This is a genomic window from Citrobacter sp. MGH110, from assembly GCF_001037515.1.
GTDB classification, from domain to species: Bacteria; Pseudomonadota; Gammaproteobacteria; order Enterobacterales; family Enterobacteriaceae; genus Citrobacter; species Citrobacter portucalensis.
This window is the reverse complement of the sequence record NZ_KQ089831.1, coordinates 221,152-239,577: the sequence shown is the minus strand read 5'-3', so window position 1 is coordinate 239,577 and position 18,426 is coordinate 221,152. Positions and strand designations below refer to the sequence as shown.

Sequence of the window (18,426 nt, the reverse complement as noted above, 5' to 3'; positions counted from 1 at the left end):
TGGCATAAACAAATGAAAATAATTCTTATTTGCGTAGGTTGCTAAGGAATAGACGGGGGATAATGTATTTTACGCCGGCACGATTGCCGGCGTGTTGGGGATGAATAACCCGGTGATTATGACTTTTGGAACTCAGTAACGGTTTCCCATGCTACCTGTTGTAACGCTTTGGCGGTGGCAGGGGTCATGTCCGTATCAACAGGAAGCGCGCCGCCGACAGGAGACTGGTTGTACAGGGTGGCGAAGAATACGCAAGCGGCGAGATATGTACCAGAAATAGAAGGGTGTACACCATCATGATAATACAAGTTAATTTCCGGATGGGTCTTGCGAGCTTTCTCGAAAGCGAGACCTACCGGAGCCACATATCCCCCCGTTTTTTGCGCAATGGAGATATAAGCATCCGCCAGCTTTTGGCTATCTTCGGGTTTAGCTTTCTTCGGCCAGGTCATGAAATAGACAACTTTTGCACCTGCTTTATGCGCCATCTCAGCCATTTGGGTTGCAGAGTCAACGAAATTTTTCCGGGTACTTTCTTTCTTTGAAATTGTTTCTGTGGAGTTCCCCTGTAATACCACTACATCCCATTTCTGTAACGTGTTCTGGTAGCGCATATTCTCAATTTGCCAGCCTAAATGACCGCTGGAAATCGTGATCCCCCGATATTTATAGCCTTTGGCATGGTCAGGCAGTAAAGACTGCGTCAAATCCCGTAATCGGGTATTGATATTATTGTTATAGAACGTGAACGAGTTACCATAAAGCGCGACGATTTTATTCTCGCCATCCATTTTAGCATGTGCGGAAGGCGCTAATAACGTATCAGCGTGAGCGCAGATACTACTCAGTGCCAGGACCGTTGCTGTGGCAAGCAAAGTTATCTTTTTCATCGATTATCTCTTAGAAGTCGTAACGGAGTCCAACGATGAGCGCATCATCATTGGTTTTTTTGTTCTTACTGGCGAATTCTTTATCGTAAGTAAATGATAACCACGTATCCTCAGCCAATGTTAATTGCGCCTCAGCACGCCAGTCTTCTTTTTCAGCAATATCTTTACCATCTTCATTTAAAAAACTATATCCGGTGAGAACCTTGACGGTGCCAAAATTGTAGGAAATGAGTGAATCCATCCCTTTATAATTATTATCGCTTTTGTTATCGCGAGAAATAGAAGTACGCAATGCGGTTACCGCGACTTCATAGGCTTTATAACTGAGTTGTAATCCTCCCATAATTTGATCGTTTTGATTACGCCCATCGGTGGTCACTACGCCATCCTGTCGTTTGTAACGACTGGCCGCGAGTGCGGGTGTAATTCTAAAATCACCAAATTTGAAAGACTTGCGATAGCTGGCCATCGCGCCGTAATCCAGGGCTTCGTTATCGCTGTTGCCATTCCCAGAAACCCACGCCAGCTGAATCTCATTGCCAGCAAATTTGGCGTTCCACTGTACGGTGCCGTCCTGGCGGTTGAACTGGTATGAATCATCAATGGTTGTAATGCCATAGCTATAGATATTAGGGGTGAAATTTTTGTACTTATCGGTCATTTTCATTACCTGATACAACGGATTTTTGGTTCTCCCGGTGATCAGTTCACCCCATGTTTTATTTGACAGACCGACATAGGAATAACGGGCCTCCATATCGCTTTCACCGGTATTGTTATCATTTTTTTCGGTACGCACCTGCCATTCCAGTCGACCCACGATTTTGGTATCTGGCAGAAGATCCAGATCTCGGGTGAGGTAAATACCTACACGGCCACCCAGATCGCTTCGGCTTTCACTGCCAGCAAATGAATTCTGACCACTTGCTATTTTTCCCTCAACGCGGCCATAGATATCCAGAGTATTGCCATCCTTATTATAGACGTTTAAGGCGAACGCCGAGGAACTCATACCCATAAGTAATATTAGTGAATAATTTTTTAGCTTCATGTCATCCCTCAAACCAGCATTAGTTTCCTGACCATAAAATAAAGTTCACAGCGAGGTAATTGTTTGTGGAAAAGGAGTGTCAGCGGTATGGGAATTATTTTTTCTCGTAATGAAATGTGATTATTCACGCATAAATATCACTAATTTCACTATTGTATTAATGGTTCTTATAATTAATGCGCATTTCTGCTGAAATATTACGCCTGCTTGGAATGTAATCCACAAATTACTGTGAAGTACATCTCATTTCTACTTGGTGGAAAAAACGAAAATGGGAATATTGTATTCTCATGGCCGTTTTTTGGGTGGGAATACTATTTTCCCCTATAATCTGGAAAACAGATCCTGCAAAATTGATTAATCACATTTTCGATTATGATGCATTCATTGGCCGGAGAGGCGCTGTATGTTCGGTAAGCAAACAACGGTATTTGATTCTGATCTTTATTCTTCATTGTTCACCCAAGGTCGGATGCGGGAAATATGGTCTGACGACAATCTGCTGCGGTGTTGGTTGCGATTTGAGTCAACCGTCGCTCGAGTGCAAGGTGAGCAGGGGATTATCCCTGAGCAAGCCGCCGTCGAAATTGAAAAAACGTGCAGGGAAATACGGATAGATTGGCCGGCTCTTGCACAGGAAACACAGACGGTTGGTATGGCGATAAAACCGCTGATCGATCAGATCTCTGCTTGCGGTACACCGTTAGTAAGTCAGTTTTTGCACTGGGGATGTACTACCCAGGATCTGCTGGACTCTGGCATGGCGATGAGACTGCAACAAACGTTGCAGCTGCTGCGCGAGCAATTGCTCGATGTTGGCGAGGCAATGAAAGCGATGGCAATACGTCATACCCGAACGGTGATGGTTGCACGCACCAATTCAGTGGATGCTTCTGCGACAACGTGGGGGCTGCATGTTTGCAGTTATCTGGCAGAGATTAACCGCCATCTGATAAGACTTCAGCAGCTGTACCCGCGAGCTGTAACCGGGCTCTTTGGCGGCGCGGTAGGTAATTTGGCCTCCGTAGGAGAGCAGGGAATGGAAACACGTGAACGACTGATGTTGGCACTGGGTCTGAACGTACCCTGCGGCATTAATAATGCCAGCCAGGATGCGGTTGTTGAAGTTGTGCAGTTTTTTGCCCTTGTTCACGGCACGCTATGTCGTCTGGCCAACGATGTCGAAACAATGGGACGCACGCCGATTGCTGAAGTGCTTGAGGGAGAAGGTGGTGGAGGGTCGAGCACGATGCCGCACAAGGTTAATCCGCGCGCCAGTAACATGATGCAAACGCTGGCAAGGATGGGATGGATGTATGCGTCTGGCGCCCCAGCAATGCTGGATCAACAGGATGTGCGAGCCGCCTCAATGAGGGTATTAAACTGGACAATCCTCCCGGAGGCCTCAAATGCTTTATCGACCAGCCTGACACGCGCAAAGAATCTGCTTTCGCATCTCATCATTAATGAAGAGAAGATGCGTGCTAATTTCGATTGCTCAAAGCACTTTATTATGTCGGAATCACTGACGATGAGACTTGCCGCCAAAATCGGCAGAGAGTCCGCCTATAACTTAGTGAAAAACCTGCTAAAGCATGCAACTGGAGAGCACAGCTTCATGGAGATCGTGCAGGCTAGCCCGGAAATCCGCGCATCATTGTCTGTAGAGGAAATTACCGCCGCCTGCGAGCCGCTGTCATATATCGGGGCTAACGACGCGCTAATAGCTGAAACTTTAGCTGAGTTCGAGCGCGTGAAAACGGTAGAGATTGCCTGATTTGTCTTGCTGCCGGGAGGGATAACTCTCCTGGCGGCTGGCGGTGCTAAGTGTTGTGTGCTGATGCAGAAAACGTTTCGAAAAAGACAAATAACTCTTCCAGTTGTGCAAAATTCCCCTCGTTATCTCCTTTCTCATAAGCCAGATGCAATATGAGTTCGATAAAAAAGAAGCCGAGTATACGGCTTTGAAAAATGGACTGTACGTCGCTGGGAAGAACAAACTGCAGATCGCAAAATTTACCGTAAGGGTTCGCTTCTGAGTTGGTAACCAGTACCACGACGGCGTTCTTTTTTCTGAACCACTTTGCAATATTGAGGGCAACCCGATTAAATCGATAGTAGGAGAACACAATCAGGACATCCTCTTCCTCAATATTGATGAGACATTTGGGGAGTTCGCTGATGTCCGTCGGTAAAAGGGTGATGTCACTGCGAAAGTACTTTAACAGTGTACAAAAATGCGTTGCCATTGCATGAGATGATGACGGACCGACGACATAAATATGACGTTGATTGTTCAGTACCAGATCGATAAACGCATTAAGGCTTTCAATGTCGATATTATTTTTAAATTGATTAAATAATTCTGATACTTTATGGGTGAAATCAGTAACGATACTTTCAGTGGTAATGCTGGGATTGTTACGTAGTTTGATGTTTTTCTCAAAAGGTGCGGATATTTTATTTTTTGACAGCGTAATGTCTAATGCTTTGCGAAAAGCGGCGTAACCCGTAAACCCAATCTTATTTAAAAATCGGCCAATGGTTGCTTTGCTTACCATCGCATTTTGCGAGAGGTCAACAATGCCATGATAGGGAAGTTCATTGAAGTGTTTATTAATGTACTCATTGAGTCGGCACTCAGATTCAGTTAGATCACCCATATTAAGAGTAAGTAAGTTATACTCATCCAGACTTAACGTGTTTTTTTTGTACATGGATAACACCCGATGACTATTGTATATCAACGTTGTTATAGGGTAATACACTTTCGACGTCAATCATAGAATGAATATGTTGGAAACCCGCATCCAGCCTTTTCTGAGGTCTGCGACTACATTCAGATGTAGTTGCGATCTTACTCACAAAAAGAGGTGGGAAAACACCTTTCCCGTATTTTACAACCACACAACCCATTACAATTAAATCTCAATATTTGAGCATGTAATACGATAAATTTACGTACATATTATAGCTGCTTATATATGGGAGTGATTTTTTACTATCCTATATAAGCTATGATGATATGACAGGTAACCCTACCCGATTTGTATGGCATAGGAATTGTTATTATGACAGCGTTTATTATAGCAATAGTGATAACAGTTATTGCTGCATGGTTAATTGTGAAAAATTATCAGCCGCAAACTGTTTTATTACTCGCTGGACTGGCATTATTGACCATTACCGTACTGTTTTATCCTGAAAACAGCATTCTCTACGATAAAGCAAAATCCACGGGGTCAACCTGGTTGGATATCTTTAGCTTTGCAAAAGAATCGCTCACCACACAAATTGCAGGTATTGGTCTTATCATCATGGCTGCGGGTGGATTTGCCAGCTATATGGATCACATTAAAGCGTCGAATGCGATGGTCAATATGTGCATTCGACCGCTGCAGGTGATTAAAGCGCCTTACCTGATCCTTGCGCTGGGGTATATCTGCGCACAGCTTCTGCATGTGGCAATTTCAAGTGCGGCGGGACTGGCGATGTTGCTGCTGGTGACATTCTTCCCGGTTCTGGTTCGTCTGGGGGTCAGTAAAGCCTCTGCGGCCGCGATGATTGGTCTGTGCGCGTTTATGGATCTAGGGCCCGCGGTAGGTACTGCGAATCTGGCGGCTAAACATGCTGGCATGGAAAGCGCGATCTACTTTGCGCATTACCAGATGCCGGTTGCGGTGGTGGTGATGCTGGCCGTTGCGGTGGTGATTTACTTTACCGCGAAGTATTTCGACAAAAAAGATGGCTTCGTACCGGGGGCGCAAAGCGTGGCGCAAGCGGAAGAAGAAGGCCGAAAGGTACCCGCTATTTACGCGCTGTTACCCGTCCTGCCTGTCGTTCTGGTGCTGGTCTTTAGCCCTTTGGTTATCAAGTCCATCAAAATAGACGTGGTCACGGCGATGATCCTTGGCGCTGTCGTCGCATTTTTCTTTGAACTGGTGGCTACCCGAGATTTCAAAAGCTGCTGCAAAGGGATACAGGTCTTTTTCAAAGGGATGGGCAGCATGTTTACCAGCATCGTTTCCTTGCTGGTGTGTGCGGATATCTATGCCCAGGGGCTGCAGAAAATTGGTGCGGTGGACTACCTGTTACAGTCAGTGCAAAACGCAGGACTGGGCTTTACCAGCATGACCCTGGTGATGACCGCACTGGTGGGTGTAACCGCCGTCCTGACGGGCTCTGGCGTTGCCGCCTTTTTCTCCTTCTCCGGCCTGGCCCCCTCCATTGCAGCAAAATTTGGTGAGAGTGCAGTCAATATGATCCTGCCTATGCAGTTAATGGCGGGAATGGGGCGCTCAATGTCCCCAGTGGCTGGAATCATTATTGCGGTGAGTAAAGCAGGAGAATGTTCACCGTTTATGATCGTCAGAAGAACGCTGCTTCCAGCGCTGGCCGGTATCGCGGCGATGCTGGTTGCCAACTATGTCCTGATTTGAATCCCTGGAGCCTGCTAATGCAGGCTCTTATTTTTTATCTGGTTGTAATTTATGGATGGCAACGTGACAAACGATGTTTTATACGTCCCGTTTACGGGGAAGTTACTGCTTGAATCTCCGTTATTAAACAAGGGAAGCAGCTTCACGCAGCAAGAAAGGTATGACTTTAACCTGAGTGGGCTACTGCCTTGTGCCATTGAGAATATTGATGAACAAGCCGAACGGGCGTATCAACAATATCTTGAGGCTGAATCCCACAACGCTCGACATATTTACTTGCGTAATATCCAGGATACTAACGAAACGTTATTTTATTACCTGTTGAAAAAGCATCTTCCAGAGATGCTGCCCATCGTTTATACCCCGGTAGTCGGGGCCGCCTGTGAAAAATTCTCGTGGATATATCGTCGTGCACGCGGTGTCTTTATCTCCTGGCCCGATCGCGATCGTATTGACGATATTTTGCATGATATTCCGCGGCACGATATCAAGGTCATCGTCGTCACCGATGGTGAGCGCATTCTGGGGCTAGGTGACCAGGGCGTTGGCGGTATGGGGATTCCTATCGGGAAACTGTCGCTCTATACCGTCTGTGGCGGGGTAAATCCGGCGAATACGCTACCTATTTTACTGGATGTCGGCACGAATAATGCGCGACTGCTGGACGATCCGCGCTATATCGGCTGGCGTCATCCGCGCATAACTGGTGAAGACTATTTCGCATTTATTGGAATGTTTATTGCCGCCGTAAAACGGCGCTGGCCTAACGTTCTGCTGCAGTTTGAAGATTTTGCCCAGCATACTGCGGTGCCGCTGCTGGACCGTTATCGCGATGAGATGTGCTGTTTTAACGATGACATTCAGGGCACGGCGTCGGTAGCTCTGGCGACTCTGGTTGCGGCCTGCCGAGGCAGCGGTCGTGACTTCCGTCAGCAATCAATCGTAATTGTGGGGGCGGGTGCTGCAGGATGTGGGATCGCCCGGCATATTATTGCCTGCCGCATCAGTGAAGGAATGAGCGAGGACGAAGCCAGACGGAGCATTTTTATGGTGGATCGCGACGGTCTGGTGATGACCACCAATAATGCCTTAGCTGATTTCCAGCAACCGCTGGCGCAGTCTCCCGAGGCCGTATCTTACTGGCAGTTTGAGGGGCTGGCACCGTCGCTACTGGAGGTTATCCACAATGCCAAACCCACGGTGATGCTGGGTGTGTCGGGTCAGGCTGGATTGTTCTCGCAGGAGGTCATTAGCACGATGTACCAATACTGCGGCCGCCCGATCGTTATGCCGTTGTCGAATCCCACTTCGAGAATGGAAGCGCGACCAGAAGATATCATTCGCTGGACCGAGGGACAGGCCATCATCGCGACCGGTAGTCCCTGCGGTGTGATTGAATTTAATGGACGCTCCATTACGGTGGCGCAGTGTAATAACGTGTATGTTTTCCCGGCCATCGGTCTGGGGGCTATCGCCAGTGGTGCGACACGCGTAACAGAGGCTATGCTGATGGCGGCAAGCCGTGCGCTGGCCGATGCTTCCCCGTTGGTGCGTAACGGGGAAGGTGCTCTGTTGCCGGAGATTGAGACAATCTGTGAGGTGACCCGCAGCATTGCCTTTGAGGTCGGTAAGGCAGCGCAGCTGTCGGGCGTGGCAGAGAAGATGAGCGACGACGCGCTGTTGCAAAGCATAAAAGATAACTTTTGGTTACCACACTACCGTCCTTATAAACGCAGGGCAATTTAGCCGTTGTGACGAGTAAGTGGTACTCGGGTCTTGGTTGCCTTCATGATTAAGGTGTATTATTTATGCAACTTAATTGTGGAGGCATCATGTCCGGCAAACGCATTGCACGTGAAAAAATGACGATCCAGAGAATGATTTCGCTCTACGAGAGCCAGTGCCCGCAGGCTTCAGGCGAGCCGGGGCATTACGATGCGTTATTTGCCTATGCGCAAAAGCGCCTCGACAAGTGCGTATTTGGTGAGGAAAAACCGGCCTGTAAACAGTGTCCTGTGCACTGTTATCAACCTGCTAAACGCGAAGAGATGAAGCAAATTATGCGTTGGGCTGGGCCGAGAATGCTCTGGCGTCACCCGATTCTGACCGTACGTCACCTGATTGATGACAAACGTCCAGTGCCGGAGTTACCCGAGAAGTACCAGCGGAAAAAATAAGGTCGCTGTGCGCCGGATGGCGGCTGCGCCTTATCTGGCCTACGAGAATAAGTGCATCTGTCGCGTAGGCCCGATGCGCATTGCGCCATCGGGCAACTTAGCCATGTGGTGATGAATGGCGACTACGCTTTGGTGGCAATCAGAATAGCTGAGGCTTTGATCAGCGCAACAACACGGCTTCCCTGACTCAGTTTCATCTCTTGCTGACTTTCGTTGGTGACGACGGCAACAATCTCGAAGCCTGCGTCAGTTTTGATATGTACCGTGGCGTTGACTGCGCCTTCTGTGACCTGGGAAACACTGCCAGCAAACTGGTTGCGGGCAGAGAACTTCAGACCACAGTCTTCAGTTGCCAGCGTCACCCATGGCGCTTTAATCAGGGCAATTGCTTCTTTCCCTTTCGCCAGACCCAGCGCCTGCTGGCTGCTATGGGTTACAATCGCGACCAGTTTTGCTCCGCCAGCCAGCGTCAGTTCAACTTCATCATTCACTGCGCCCGTAGCGACTGCGCTCACCGTACCGGTTAATTGATTACGTGCTGATACCGCCATACTGCCTCCTTTCGTTGAGATATCACCCAGTATAGCCACACTGGCTAAACCAGTGCATCCTTATCAATGCCTAATCGCTTCATGCGTGAGAGTAACGTTGTACGTTTCAGCCCCAGCCTTTGTGCCGCGCCTTTGGGACCGGCAACCACCCCGTTGGTTTCTTTCAGTACGCGCATAATCAACTGGTATTCATCTTCACCGTCCTGTGCGACTTCGGTTGCCACCGGAGGCGTGGACGGCGTCAAAGGGGCAATATCCGGAAGGGACAGTTGCAGCACGTTGCCCCGGGTAAGCAGAACCGCACGTTCTACCACGTTTTCCAGCTCACGCACGTTACCCGGCCATTCCATACAGCTCAGCGTGCGCAGAGCCTCGGCGGGAATACTGTCGATATTGCGTCCCATCCGACGAGCAATTTTAAAGGTGAAGGCTTTTACCAGCAGCGGAATATCTTCCGGGCGCTCACGCAGCGGCGGCAGATGGATCGGGAAGACGTTCAGCCGGTAGTACAGATCGTTACGAAATTCGCGATCGGCAACCATCTTCTTCAGATCGCGGTTGGTAGCGGCGATCAAGCGCACGTCGGTCTGGATCAGCTTATTACTGCCCAGACGTTCAAATTCCTGCTCTTGCAGAACGCGCAGTAGCTTAGGCTGAAGCTCCAGCGGCATATCGCCAACTTCATCGAGGAACAGCGAACTTTTATCTGCCAGCTCGAAACGACCAATCCGCTGCGTGCTGGCACCGGTAAACGCGCCACGCTCATGACCAAACAGATCGCTTTCCAGTAATCCGGCAGGCATTGCCGCGCAGTTCATCTTCACCATCCGACGGGCGTTACGTCCGCTCAGGTTGTGAATGGCTCGTGCGATCAGCTCTTTACCCGTTCCGGTCTCACCCAGAATCAAGACGGTGCTGTCGCTTTGCGCCACCATTTCGACCTGCTTGAGTACGCTGTACATCGCTTCGCTGCGACCAATGATTTCGCCGAACTCACTCTCTACGTTGTTGAGTTGTTCAGTCAACGCCAGGTTTTCATCGACCAGACGTTCCTTCAGACGGTGGATCTCCTGATAGGCGAGGGCGTTATCCACGGCAATTGCCACACGCTCGGCAATCTGGCGCAATAGCTTGAGGTTGGCGGTAGTGAAAACTTTCTCTTCGCACTGTGCCAGCTTGAGTACGCCGAGCATAGTATTGCCGGACATCAGCGGTAGCAGACACAGGGTTTGTAGCTGGTTGCCCCAGGTTTCGAACAGCATCCGTTCGTAAGGGGCAAGGATGTCACGTTCGCTCAGGTTGATCAGCAGCATCTCTTTGCTCTTGAAGACCCGTTCAGAGAGCGTTCCCGCTTCGTCCACTTCACTCTGTTCGTGTGCCGGATGATGTTCATCCAGATAGTGAGTGGAATAGATACTGAGTTTATTTTTGCGATCGCTACGTAACACGATGCTGATGGCATCGATGTCGAAGTAGTGGTGGATCTCTTTGGCGACTTCGCTTACCAGCTCATCAATATCCAGTCGGGAGAGCACGGCATTGGTGATGGCGACCAGGATGCGAAAGTTGTCACGCTCACGACACAGCAGATCGTAATCGACGTTGTTGCTGACTCTGCTTTGAATTTGTTCAGCAACGACGCCGACTATCTGAGTAAAGGTCTGTAGACGGTTATATTCTTTTTCACTCCACGGACGGTCTTCGTTACGGATGAATTCGCAACCGCCAAAGATGCGCCCATCTGCCGCCAGTGGCAGCAGGCAGTAGTGGCCAAATTCAGAATACAGTCCACCTGAAGCCAATTGTGGCCATGTTTCCGTAAACTCATGATAGTTGCAGTGCAACGCATCAGGGCGAGACAAAATACGGCGTACCGGACCATGTGCCAGCACCGTTTCGTCTTCATAATCGATGGGTTTACCATTTTCACGCGTTGCAAAATAACGCGCACGTTGCGTTTGTGCCTGCCATAAGACAATAGCCGCGCAGTCGGCCAGCGCTGAACGCTTGACCAGCTGCGAAAGCGCCTCGCTAAGAGACGGGAGATCGGGCTGCTGTAATAATGTACGAGTAATATCGAACAGGCCTTGCTGTCCGAGGTCACTCATCGGTGTATACGACATATTGCTTTTCCAGGGAAAGCACCGCAGAACGGTGCGAAAACGGTAAATGAATTATAGGTATAAGTCGTAAATTATTGCCGGATGGCCTGCTACTGAACTGGCCAGGATATACAATCCGTTGGCCCGATCAGCAAAGCGGTATCAGGCATAATGCAGCATTAACGCCGGATGTTGACGCTAATGCGTCTTATCCGGCCTACAGCATGCTGCCAACCGGCTGCTAGCATATACGAGGTAATGGTTCGGCGTGTGGTAAATCGAGGGTTCGTTTCACGCCGTAGAGTCCGGCAAGACGAACACCTTTGCGTTCAACCACTTCACCAATCATTGCAGCATCGCACCCTAAAGGATGCGCGCGCAGCGCGGCAAGTACGGTTTCAGCGGCCTGGCGTTCAACGGCAATCACCAGTTTGCCTTCGTTAGCAAAGTTGAGCGCATCCAGACCCAGCAGCTCGCAAACGCCACGCACCGCGGGCTTCACGGGCAGAGCAGCTTCCGACAGCTCAATACCAAATCCGCATGCAGCGGCAAATTCATGCGTGACCGCATTCACGCCGCCACGGGTGGCGTCACGAAGCGCCTTCACGCCAGGAATATCACGCAGCGTCTGGATAAGAGGTGTTAACACCGCGCAGTCGCTGATCAGTTCGCCATCCAGACCCAATTGCTCGCGTAGGTTAAGGATAGTTGCCCCGTGATCGCCAAGCGAACCACTGACCAGCAGCACATCACCCACACCGAGAGTCTGTGCACCCCAGTGAATGTTGGCGGGAATTGCCCCCATTCCGGCAGTGTTAATGAACAGCTTGTCTGCTGCACCACGCTGCACGACTTTGGTATCGCCAGTCACGATGGCGATACCTGCTTCGCGCGCGGTTGCTGCCATGCTGTTAACAACGGTTTTCAGTGTCTCCATCGGCAGGCCCTCTTCGAGGATAAAACCGCAGGAGAGGTAGCGTGGAATAGCTCCGCTGACCGCCACGTCGTTAGCCGTACCGCAGATGGCCAGCTTGCCGATATTGCCGCCGGGGAAGAACAACGGATCGATAACGTAGCTGTCAGTTGAAAACGCCAGACGGTCGCCTTCTGCCACCAGTTGTGCCAGTTCCAGACGTGCTTGATCTTCTTGTTCCGCCAGCCACGGATTCGCAAAAGCCTCCATAAACAGACTGTTGATCAACTGCTGCATAGCCTGACCGCCGCTACCGTGGGCGAGTTGTACGCTGCTCATGCTTCACACTCCTGCTGACGATACTGATACCAGGCGGCACATGCGCCTTCTGAGGAGACCATCAGGGCGCCAAACGCGGTCTCCGGGTTACACGTTTTGCCAAATAACGGGCACTGATGTGGTTTACATCTGCCCGTCAGCACTTCCCCACAACGCGCGCGCGGATCGTCATACACCTGCTGCGGCGCTGGCTGGAAATGTGCTTCGGCATCAAAGCGCTGATAGTCCGGCGTCAGGTGAACGCCAGAGGATTCGATAACGCCCAGACCGCGCCATTCGCTGTCACCATTGACGCAGAACACCTCGGCAATGGCCTGTTGCGCTAACGCGTTACCGGCATCCGGTACCACGCGGCGGTACTGGTTTTCTACCTGGCTTTGGGCTGCAATTTTCTGCTCAATTAACATCACTACGCCTTGCAGGAGATCGAGCGGTTCGAAACCGGCGACCACCAGCGGGCGATGGAAATCTGAAGCAATGAAATTATAGGCGTCGGTGCCAATCACCATGCTGACGTGGCCCGGCGCTAAAAAGGCGTCGATACCGTTGTCCGGCTGTTCCAGCAGGCTGCGCAGCGTAGGGATAAGCGTGATGTGCTGGCAGAAAAAGTAAAAGTTCTGCACATCACGCTGCTTTGCCTGTTGCAGGGTGATAGCGGTCGTTGGCATTGTGGTTTCAAAACCCAGGCCAAAGAACACCACTTTACGCGTTGGGTTTTCCTGCGCCAGCTTCAGTGCATCCATCGGTGAGTAGACGATGCGGATATCCGCACCGCGCGCCTTGGCTTGCAGCAGGGAGCCTTGCTTACCCGGGACGCGCATAGCGTCGCCAAAGGTGCAGAAAATTACTTCTGGATGGCTGGCAATTTCTACACAGCTGTCGATTCTGCCCATCGGCAGAACGCAAACCGGGCAACCCGGACCATGAATAAACTCCACGTTTTCCGGTAGCAACTGGTCGAGCCCGAATTTGAAGATAGCGTGGGTATGACCACCACAAACTTCCATGATCCGCAGCGGGCGTTCAGCCGTGTAGGAGAGGTGGGCGGCACGTTCGCACAGGTGCTCTATCAACTGCATCACCTGTTCTGGTGCGCGGTATTCGTCAACAAAACGCATTTATTTTTCCTCGCCGTACAGCAACGCGCCGACATCCGGCTCAACGTCAAACATGTTTTGCAGCGCGTCGAGCGTATCGCGCGCTTCAGCTTCATTAATGATGCTCATGGCAAAACCGACGTGGACCAGTACCCACTGGCCGAGACGCGGTTGGCCATGTTCATCACAGCTACCGACCAGTGTCAGGTCAACGTCGCGCTGAATACCGCAGACGTCGACTTTGGCCTGGTTGCCATCAATGGTGCGGATTTGACCCGGAACACCTATGCACATCGCTGCGTCTCCAGCCAGGAGAGCCATTGATCCATCCCTTCACCACTGGTGGCGGAAATTAGGATAATCTCAATCCCCGGGTTCACTTCCCGGGCGCTGGCGATGCATTTTTCAACGTCAAAATTGAGGTACGGCAATAGATCCACTTTGTTGAGCAGCATCAGCGATGCGGCGGCAAACATATGCGGGTATTTCAGCGGTTTGTCTTCACCTTCGGTTACTGAAAGCACGGCCACTTTATGGCGCTCGCCGAGGTCGAAGCTGGCCGGGCAGACCAGGTTGCCGACGTTTTCAATGAACAGAATACCGTTATCGTCAAGCGGCAAACGCGGCGCGGCGTCAGCAATCATTTGTGCGTCAAGGTGGCAACCTTTACCGGTGTTGACCTGAATGGCGGGTGTGCCTGTGGCGCGAATACGGGCGGCATCGTTCACCGTTTGCTGGTCACCTTCAATAACGGCGCACGGCACGCTATCTTTCAGCTTCATCAGCGTTTCGGTCAGCAGGGTAGTTTTACCAGAGCCCGGGCTTGAAACAAGGTTCAGCACCAGATGCTGACGGGCCGCAAAGCGGGCACGGTTGCGCTCGGCGAGGCGGTTGTTTTTGTCCAGTACGTCAATTTCCACTTCCAGCATACGGCGTTGGCTCATACCTGGTGCGTGGGTTCCGGCCTCACCGTGACCGTAGTGCAAATCGCCTTCTTCAGTCTGGCTCGGTGTGAAATTTGAGGTCTTCACACCGGTAATATTCAGCGCCGGACGAGCCGCCGGGGCAAATGGCGCGCTGCGAAACGCCGAGTGGGGATTATGCTCATCACCCTCTATATATAGGTTGCCTTCAGCGCAACCACATGTCGTACACATCGCTCACTCCTGATCTTTTTACTTGCGATACATCTGTTGCCGGATGGCTGCGTTGCCTTATCCGGCCTACAAACGAGCTGTTTCTGTAGGCTGGATAACACGCTTAAGCGTCGCCATCCGGCGCTGGAGTTTCATCTATTTCAATACGTCGAATCTGTAAGCCGTCATCGGCCACAATTCTCAGCATATCGCTGTTGCATTGCGGGCATCGGCGCACGCGTTGCGTCAGTAACGTGACGTATTGCTGACAAGATTCGCACCAACATTCGGCTTCTTGTTCTTCGAGGTGGAGTTTACAACCTTCTGCAAGGGTCCCGCGGCATACCAGATCAAAACAAAAGGAGAGAGCGCTGGTTTCTACGCAAGAAAATGCGCCAATTTTGAGCCAGACCCCAGTTACTCGCTTAGCACCGTGTTGCGTGGCCTGTTGTTCAATCAATTCCAGTGCCCGTTGGCAGAGGGTTATTTCGTGCATACCGCCTCCTGTGAAGTTGCCGTATTAAAAGCAATAAGCATGCCAGGTTGATTTTTTTCATTCGTGACAATGACGACGATGACGAAATGACATGTCGTCACCCGCCTTTGATTTTTTATCTATATGAAAATTAAGTAATTTAATTTTGGCATGAAATGTGCTTAAGGCTGTTCATCTCTGCTAAACGGGTAACCTGACATGACTATTTGGGAAATAAGCGAAAAAGCCGATTACATCGCTGAACGGCATCGTCGCCTACAGGACCAGTGGCGTATTTACTGCAACTCGCTGGTTCAGGGGATCACCCTGTCAAAAGCGCGTTTGCATCATGCGATGAGCTGCGCACCGGACAAGGATCTCTGCTTCGTCCTTTTTGAACACTTCACTATCTACGTCACGCTGGCGGACGGCTTTAACAGCCATACCATCGAATACTACGTCGAAACGAAAGACGGTGATGATAAGCAGCTGATTGCACAGGCAGAATTGACTATCGACGGTAAGGTCGATGAGCGTATTAGCAACCGCGATCGCGAGCAGGTGCTGGAGCACTATCTCGAAAAAATCGCCACCGTCTACGACAGCCTGTACACCGCGGTTGAGAACAATATGCCGGTGAATTTAAGCCAGCTGGTTGAGGGACACAGCCCGGCTTAAGCCTCGGGTGCTGCCCACTTTGTCATGGTGCGGTCTACATACTGCGTCACGACGTTTTAGGGAATGGGCATGTCGAAAAATGTCGAAATGACATTTGGTAGACATGTTTTCGTCAAAAATGACTATCACCTGAGGAATGCCTGGTGAATCGTTTTGTAATTGCTGACTCCACTCTTTGTATTGGCTGCCACACCTGTGAAGCCGCCTGCTCAGAGACACATCGCCAGCATGGCCTGCAGTCAATGCCGCGCCTGAAAGTGATGTTAAATGAAAAAGAATCCGCGCCGCAGCTTTGCCACCAGTGTGAAGATGCGCCTTGCGCCACCGTGTGTCCGGTTAATGCCATTAACCGCGTTGATGGCGCCGTACAGCTGAACGAAAGCCTGTGCGTAAGCTGCAAACTGTGCGGGATCGCTTGTCCGTTTGGCGCGATAGAGTTTTCCGGTAGCCGTCCGCTACACATTCCGGCAAACGCCAATACGCCAAAAGCGCCTCCGGCTCCGCCAGCGCCTGCTCGCGTGAGTTCGCTGTTGGACTGGGTTCCTGGCGTTCGTGCCATCGCGGTGAAATGCGATCTGTGTAGTTTTGACGAGCAAGGTCCTGCCTGCGTGCGCATGTGTCCGACCAAAGCCCTGCATCTGGTGAGCAACATGGATATCGCCCGCGCCAGCAAACGTAAGCGAGAGCTGACTTTCAATACCGATTTCGGCGATCTCACCTTGTTTCAGCAGGCTCAGAGTGGGGATGCAAAATGAGCGCAATTTCACTGATTAACAGCGGCGTAGCCTGGTTTACAGCGGCTGCGGTTCTGGCATTTCTGTTTTCATTTCATAAATCGCTGAGCGGCTGGATTGCTGGGGTTGGCGGTGCAGTCGGCAGCCTGTGTACGGCAGCCGCGGGTTTTACCGTTCTGACTAATGCGCTGGCAGTGAGCGGCGTGATGCCGTTTATTGGTCACAGTCTGCAAATTACTCCGCTTAATGCTATCTGGCTGATTACACTGGGCCTGTGCGGCCTGTTTGTCAGCCTGTACAACATTGACTGGCATCGTCATCCTCAGGTGAAAGCTAACGGCCTGCTGGTGAATCTGCTGATGGCCGCGGCGGTATGTGCGGTGGTTGCCAGTAACCTCGGTACGCTGGTGGTGATGGCGGAAATCATGGCGCTGTGTGCCGTGTTCCTCACCGGATGCAGTAAAGAAGGCAAACTGTGGTTTGCGCTGGGGCGTATTGGTACGCTGCTGCTGGCGGTCGCCTGCTACCTGGTGTGGCAACGTTACGGCACTCTGGAGCTGCGTCTGCTAGACCTGCGCACCCAGGAGCTGCCGCTCGGGTCTGACATCTGGCTGCTGGGCGTGGCAGGTTTTGGCCTGCTGGCCGGGATTATTCCGCTGCACGGTTGGGTGCCACAGGCACACGCCAATGCCAGCGCACCGGCTGCGGCGCTGTTCTCTACCGTCGTCATGAAGGTTGGTCTGCTGGGTATTCTCTCCCTGTCGCTGCTGGGCGGTAACGCGCCGCTGTGGTGGGGGATTACGCTGCTGGTGCTGGGCATGATCACCGCGTTTGTTGGCGGTCTGTATGCGCTGATGGAACACAATATCCAGCGCCTGCTGGCGTACCACACGCTGGAAAACATCGGCATTATTCTGCTGGGTCTGGGCGCTGGCGTGACCGGAATTTCCCTGAATCAACCGGCACTGATTGCGCTGGGTTTGACCGGCGGTCTGTACCACCTGGTAAACCACAGCCTGTTCAAAAGCGTTCTGTTCCTGGGCGCAGGCAGCATCTGGTTCCGTACCGGTCATCGTGATATCGAAAAACTGGGCGGTATCGGTAAACGTATGCCGGTTATCTCGCTGGCGATGCTGGTTGGTCTGATGGCGATGGCCGCACTGCCGCCGCTGAACGGTTTTGCCGGTGAATGGGTTATCTACCAATCCTTCTTTAAGCTTGGCAACAGCGGCGCGTTTGTCGGTAGCCTGTTAGGACCGTTGCTGGCGGTAGGGCTGGCAATTACCGGCGCGCTGGCGGTGATGTGTATGGCGAAAGTCTATGGCGTTACGTTCCTTGGCGCACCGCGCACGAAGGAAGCTGAAAATGCCTGCTGCGCGCCAATCCTGATGGGAGTGAGCGTCGTCGCGCTGGCTATCTGCTGCGTGATTGGCGGCGTTGCTGCGCCGTGGCTGCTGCCGATGATCTCCTCTGCCGTTCCGCTGCCGTTGGAAACCGCGAACACCACCGTTTCTCAGCCAATGATCACGCTGCTGCTGATCGCGTGTCCGCTGCTGCCGTTCATCATCATGGCCATTTTCAAAGGCAACCGTCTGCCGTCGCGTTCACGCGGTGCGGCATGGGTGTGTGGTTACGATCACGAGCAGTCAATGGTGATTACCGCGCACGGTTTTGCCATGCCGGTGAAAGAAGCCTTTGCCCCGGTACTCAAACTGCGTAAATGGCTGAACCCGGTATCACTGGTTCCGGGCTGGCAGAATGCGGCTGCACCGGTGCTGTTCCGTCGCCTGGCGCTGATTGAGCTGGCGGTGCTGGTGGTGATTGTGGTTTCACGAGGAGCCTGA

Annotated in this window: 17 protein-coding genes; 7 read left to right on the top strand and 10 right to left on the bottom strand. The window is 51.5% G+C overall.

The genetic code is table 11. From position 1 onward, the window contains the following. Nucleotides 1–116 precede the first annotated feature (116 nt). On the bottom strand, nt 117–890 hold the full coding sequence (locus SK38_RS17325) for an SGNH/GDSL hydrolase family protein (protein WP_048236642.1): 774 nt from the start codon (nt 888–890) through the stop codon (nt 117–119). A gap of 10 nt (nt 891–900) precedes the next feature. Beyond that, the gene (locus SK38_RS17320; RefSeq protein WP_032944758.1) at nt 901–1,941 is read right to left on the bottom strand and encodes a porin; all 1,041 of its coding nucleotides are present in this window, start codon (nt 1,939–1,941) and stop codon (nt 901–903) included. 406 nt (nt 1,942–2,347) lie between these two features. Between SK38_RS17320 and SK38_RS17315 the strand changes: the two genes are divergently transcribed. Further along, nucleotides 2,348–3,718 carry a class-II fumarase/aspartase family protein gene (locus tag SK38_RS17315; RefSeq protein WP_048236641.1) on the top strand — a complete coding sequence of 457 codons (1,371 nt, stop codon included), beginning with the start codon at nt 2,348–2,350 and terminating at the stop codon, nt 3,716–3,718. A gap of 46 nt (nt 3,719–3,764) precedes the next feature. On the opposite strand, the gene SK38_RS17310 is transcribed toward SK38_RS17315, so the two are convergent. Then, entirely contained in the window at nt 3,765–4,658 is an 894-nt protein-coding gene (locus SK38_RS17310) for a MurR/RpiR family transcriptional regulator (RefSeq protein WP_003825882.1), read from the bottom strand. Nucleotides 4,659–5,012: 354 nt separating this feature from the next. Between SK38_RS17310 and dcuC the strand changes: the two genes are divergently transcribed. The 3 genes from dcuC to SK38_RS17295 all read left to right on the top strand — a co-directional run bounded on the left by dcuC (nt 5,013) and on the right by SK38_RS17295 (nt 8,557). Continuing rightward, nucleotides 5,013–6,380 carry a C4-dicarboxylate transporter DcuC gene (gene dcuC / locus SK38_RS17305; RefSeq protein ID WP_003825883.1) on the top strand — a complete coding sequence of 456 codons (1,368 nt, stop codon included), beginning with the start codon at nt 5,013–5,015 and terminating at the stop codon, nt 6,378–6,380. 51 nt (nt 6,381–6,431) lie between these two features. After that, on the top strand, nt 6,432–8,126 hold the full coding sequence (locus SK38_RS17300; RefSeq protein ID WP_048236639.1) for an NAD-dependent malic enzyme: 1,695 nt from the start codon (nt 6,432–6,434) through the stop codon (nt 8,124–8,126). Between the two features lie 86 nt (nt 8,127–8,212). Then, entirely contained in the window at nt 8,213–8,557 is a 345-nt protein-coding gene (locus SK38_RS17295; protein ID WP_048236638.1) for a nitrous oxide-stimulated promoter family protein, read from the top strand. A 122-nt stretch (nt 8,558–8,679) separates the two neighbouring features. Here the strand turns inward: SK38_RS17295 and SK38_RS17290 are convergent, their stop codons facing one another. From SK38_RS17290 to hypA, 7 genes are all read right to left on the bottom strand, one after another. Then, nucleotides 8,680–9,108, bottom strand: coding sequence for a TOBE domain-containing protein (locus SK38_RS17290; protein ID WP_003825890.1), 429 nt, complete (start codon nt 9,106–9,108; stop codon nt 8,680–8,682). Between the two features lie 44 nt (nt 9,109–9,152). Next, nucleotides 9,153–11,231, bottom strand: coding sequence for a formate hydrogenlyase transcriptional activator FlhA (flhA, locus tag SK38_RS17285; protein ID WP_032944751.1), 2,079 nt, complete (start codon nt 11,229–11,231; stop codon nt 9,153–9,155). A gap of 220 nt (nt 11,232–11,451) precedes the next feature. Further along, a complete protein-coding gene (gene hypE / locus SK38_RS17280; RefSeq protein WP_048236637.1) occupies nt 11,452–12,462 on the bottom strand; it encodes a hydrogenase expression/formation protein HypE in 1,011 nt (336 codons plus the stop codon). After that, nucleotides 12,459–13,580, bottom strand: a complete 1,122-nt coding sequence (gene hypD / locus SK38_RS17275; RefSeq protein ID WP_003825899.1) for a hydrogenase formation protein HypD — start codon at nt 13,578–13,580, stop codon at nt 12,459–12,461. Before hypD ends, hypE begins: the two co-directional genes overlap by 4 nt. After that, entirely contained in the window at nt 13,581–13,853 is a 273-nt protein-coding gene (gene hypC / locus SK38_RS17270) for a hydrogenase 3 maturation protein HypC (RefSeq protein WP_003037411.1), read from the bottom strand. Further along, nucleotides 13,844–14,716 carry a hydrogenase nickel incorporation protein HypB gene (gene hypB, locus SK38_RS17265; RefSeq protein ID WP_003037409.1) on the bottom strand — a complete coding sequence of 291 codons (873 nt, stop codon included), beginning with the start codon at nt 14,714–14,716 and terminating at the stop codon, nt 13,844–13,846. The genes hypC and hypB overlap by 10 nt, the downstream gene beginning before the upstream one ends. Before the next feature lie 103 nt (nt 14,717–14,819). Further along, the gene (gene hypA, locus SK38_RS17260; RefSeq protein WP_008785634.1) at nt 14,820–15,191 is read right to left on the bottom strand and encodes a hydrogenase maturation nickel metallochaperone HypA; all 372 of its coding nucleotides are present in this window, start codon (nt 15,189–15,191) and stop codon (nt 14,820–14,822) included. 198 nt (nt 15,192–15,389) lie between these two features. Here hypA and hycA point away from each other — a divergent pair, with 198 nt between their 5' ends. The 3 genes from hycA (at nt 15,390) to hycC (ending at nt 18,426) form a co-directional block, all read left to right on the top strand. Further along, the gene (hycA, locus tag SK38_RS17255; RefSeq protein WP_008785633.1) at nt 15,390–15,848 is read left to right on the top strand and encodes a formate hydrogenlyase regulator HycA; all 459 of its coding nucleotides are present in this window, start codon (nt 15,390–15,392) and stop codon (nt 15,846–15,848) included. A 143-nt stretch (nt 15,849–15,991) separates the two neighbouring features. After that, a complete protein-coding gene (gene hycB, locus SK38_RS17250) occupies nt 15,992–16,603 on the top strand; it encodes a formate hydrogenlyase subunit HycB (RefSeq protein WP_003825909.1) in 612 nt (203 codons plus the stop codon). After that, nucleotides 16,600–18,426 (top strand): formate hydrogenlyase subunit 3, encoded by a 1,827-nt coding sequence (gene hycC / locus SK38_RS17245; protein ID WP_003825912.1) that lies wholly within the window; start codon nt 16,600–16,602, stop codon nt 18,424–18,426. The genes hycB and hycC overlap by 4 nt, the downstream gene beginning before the upstream one ends.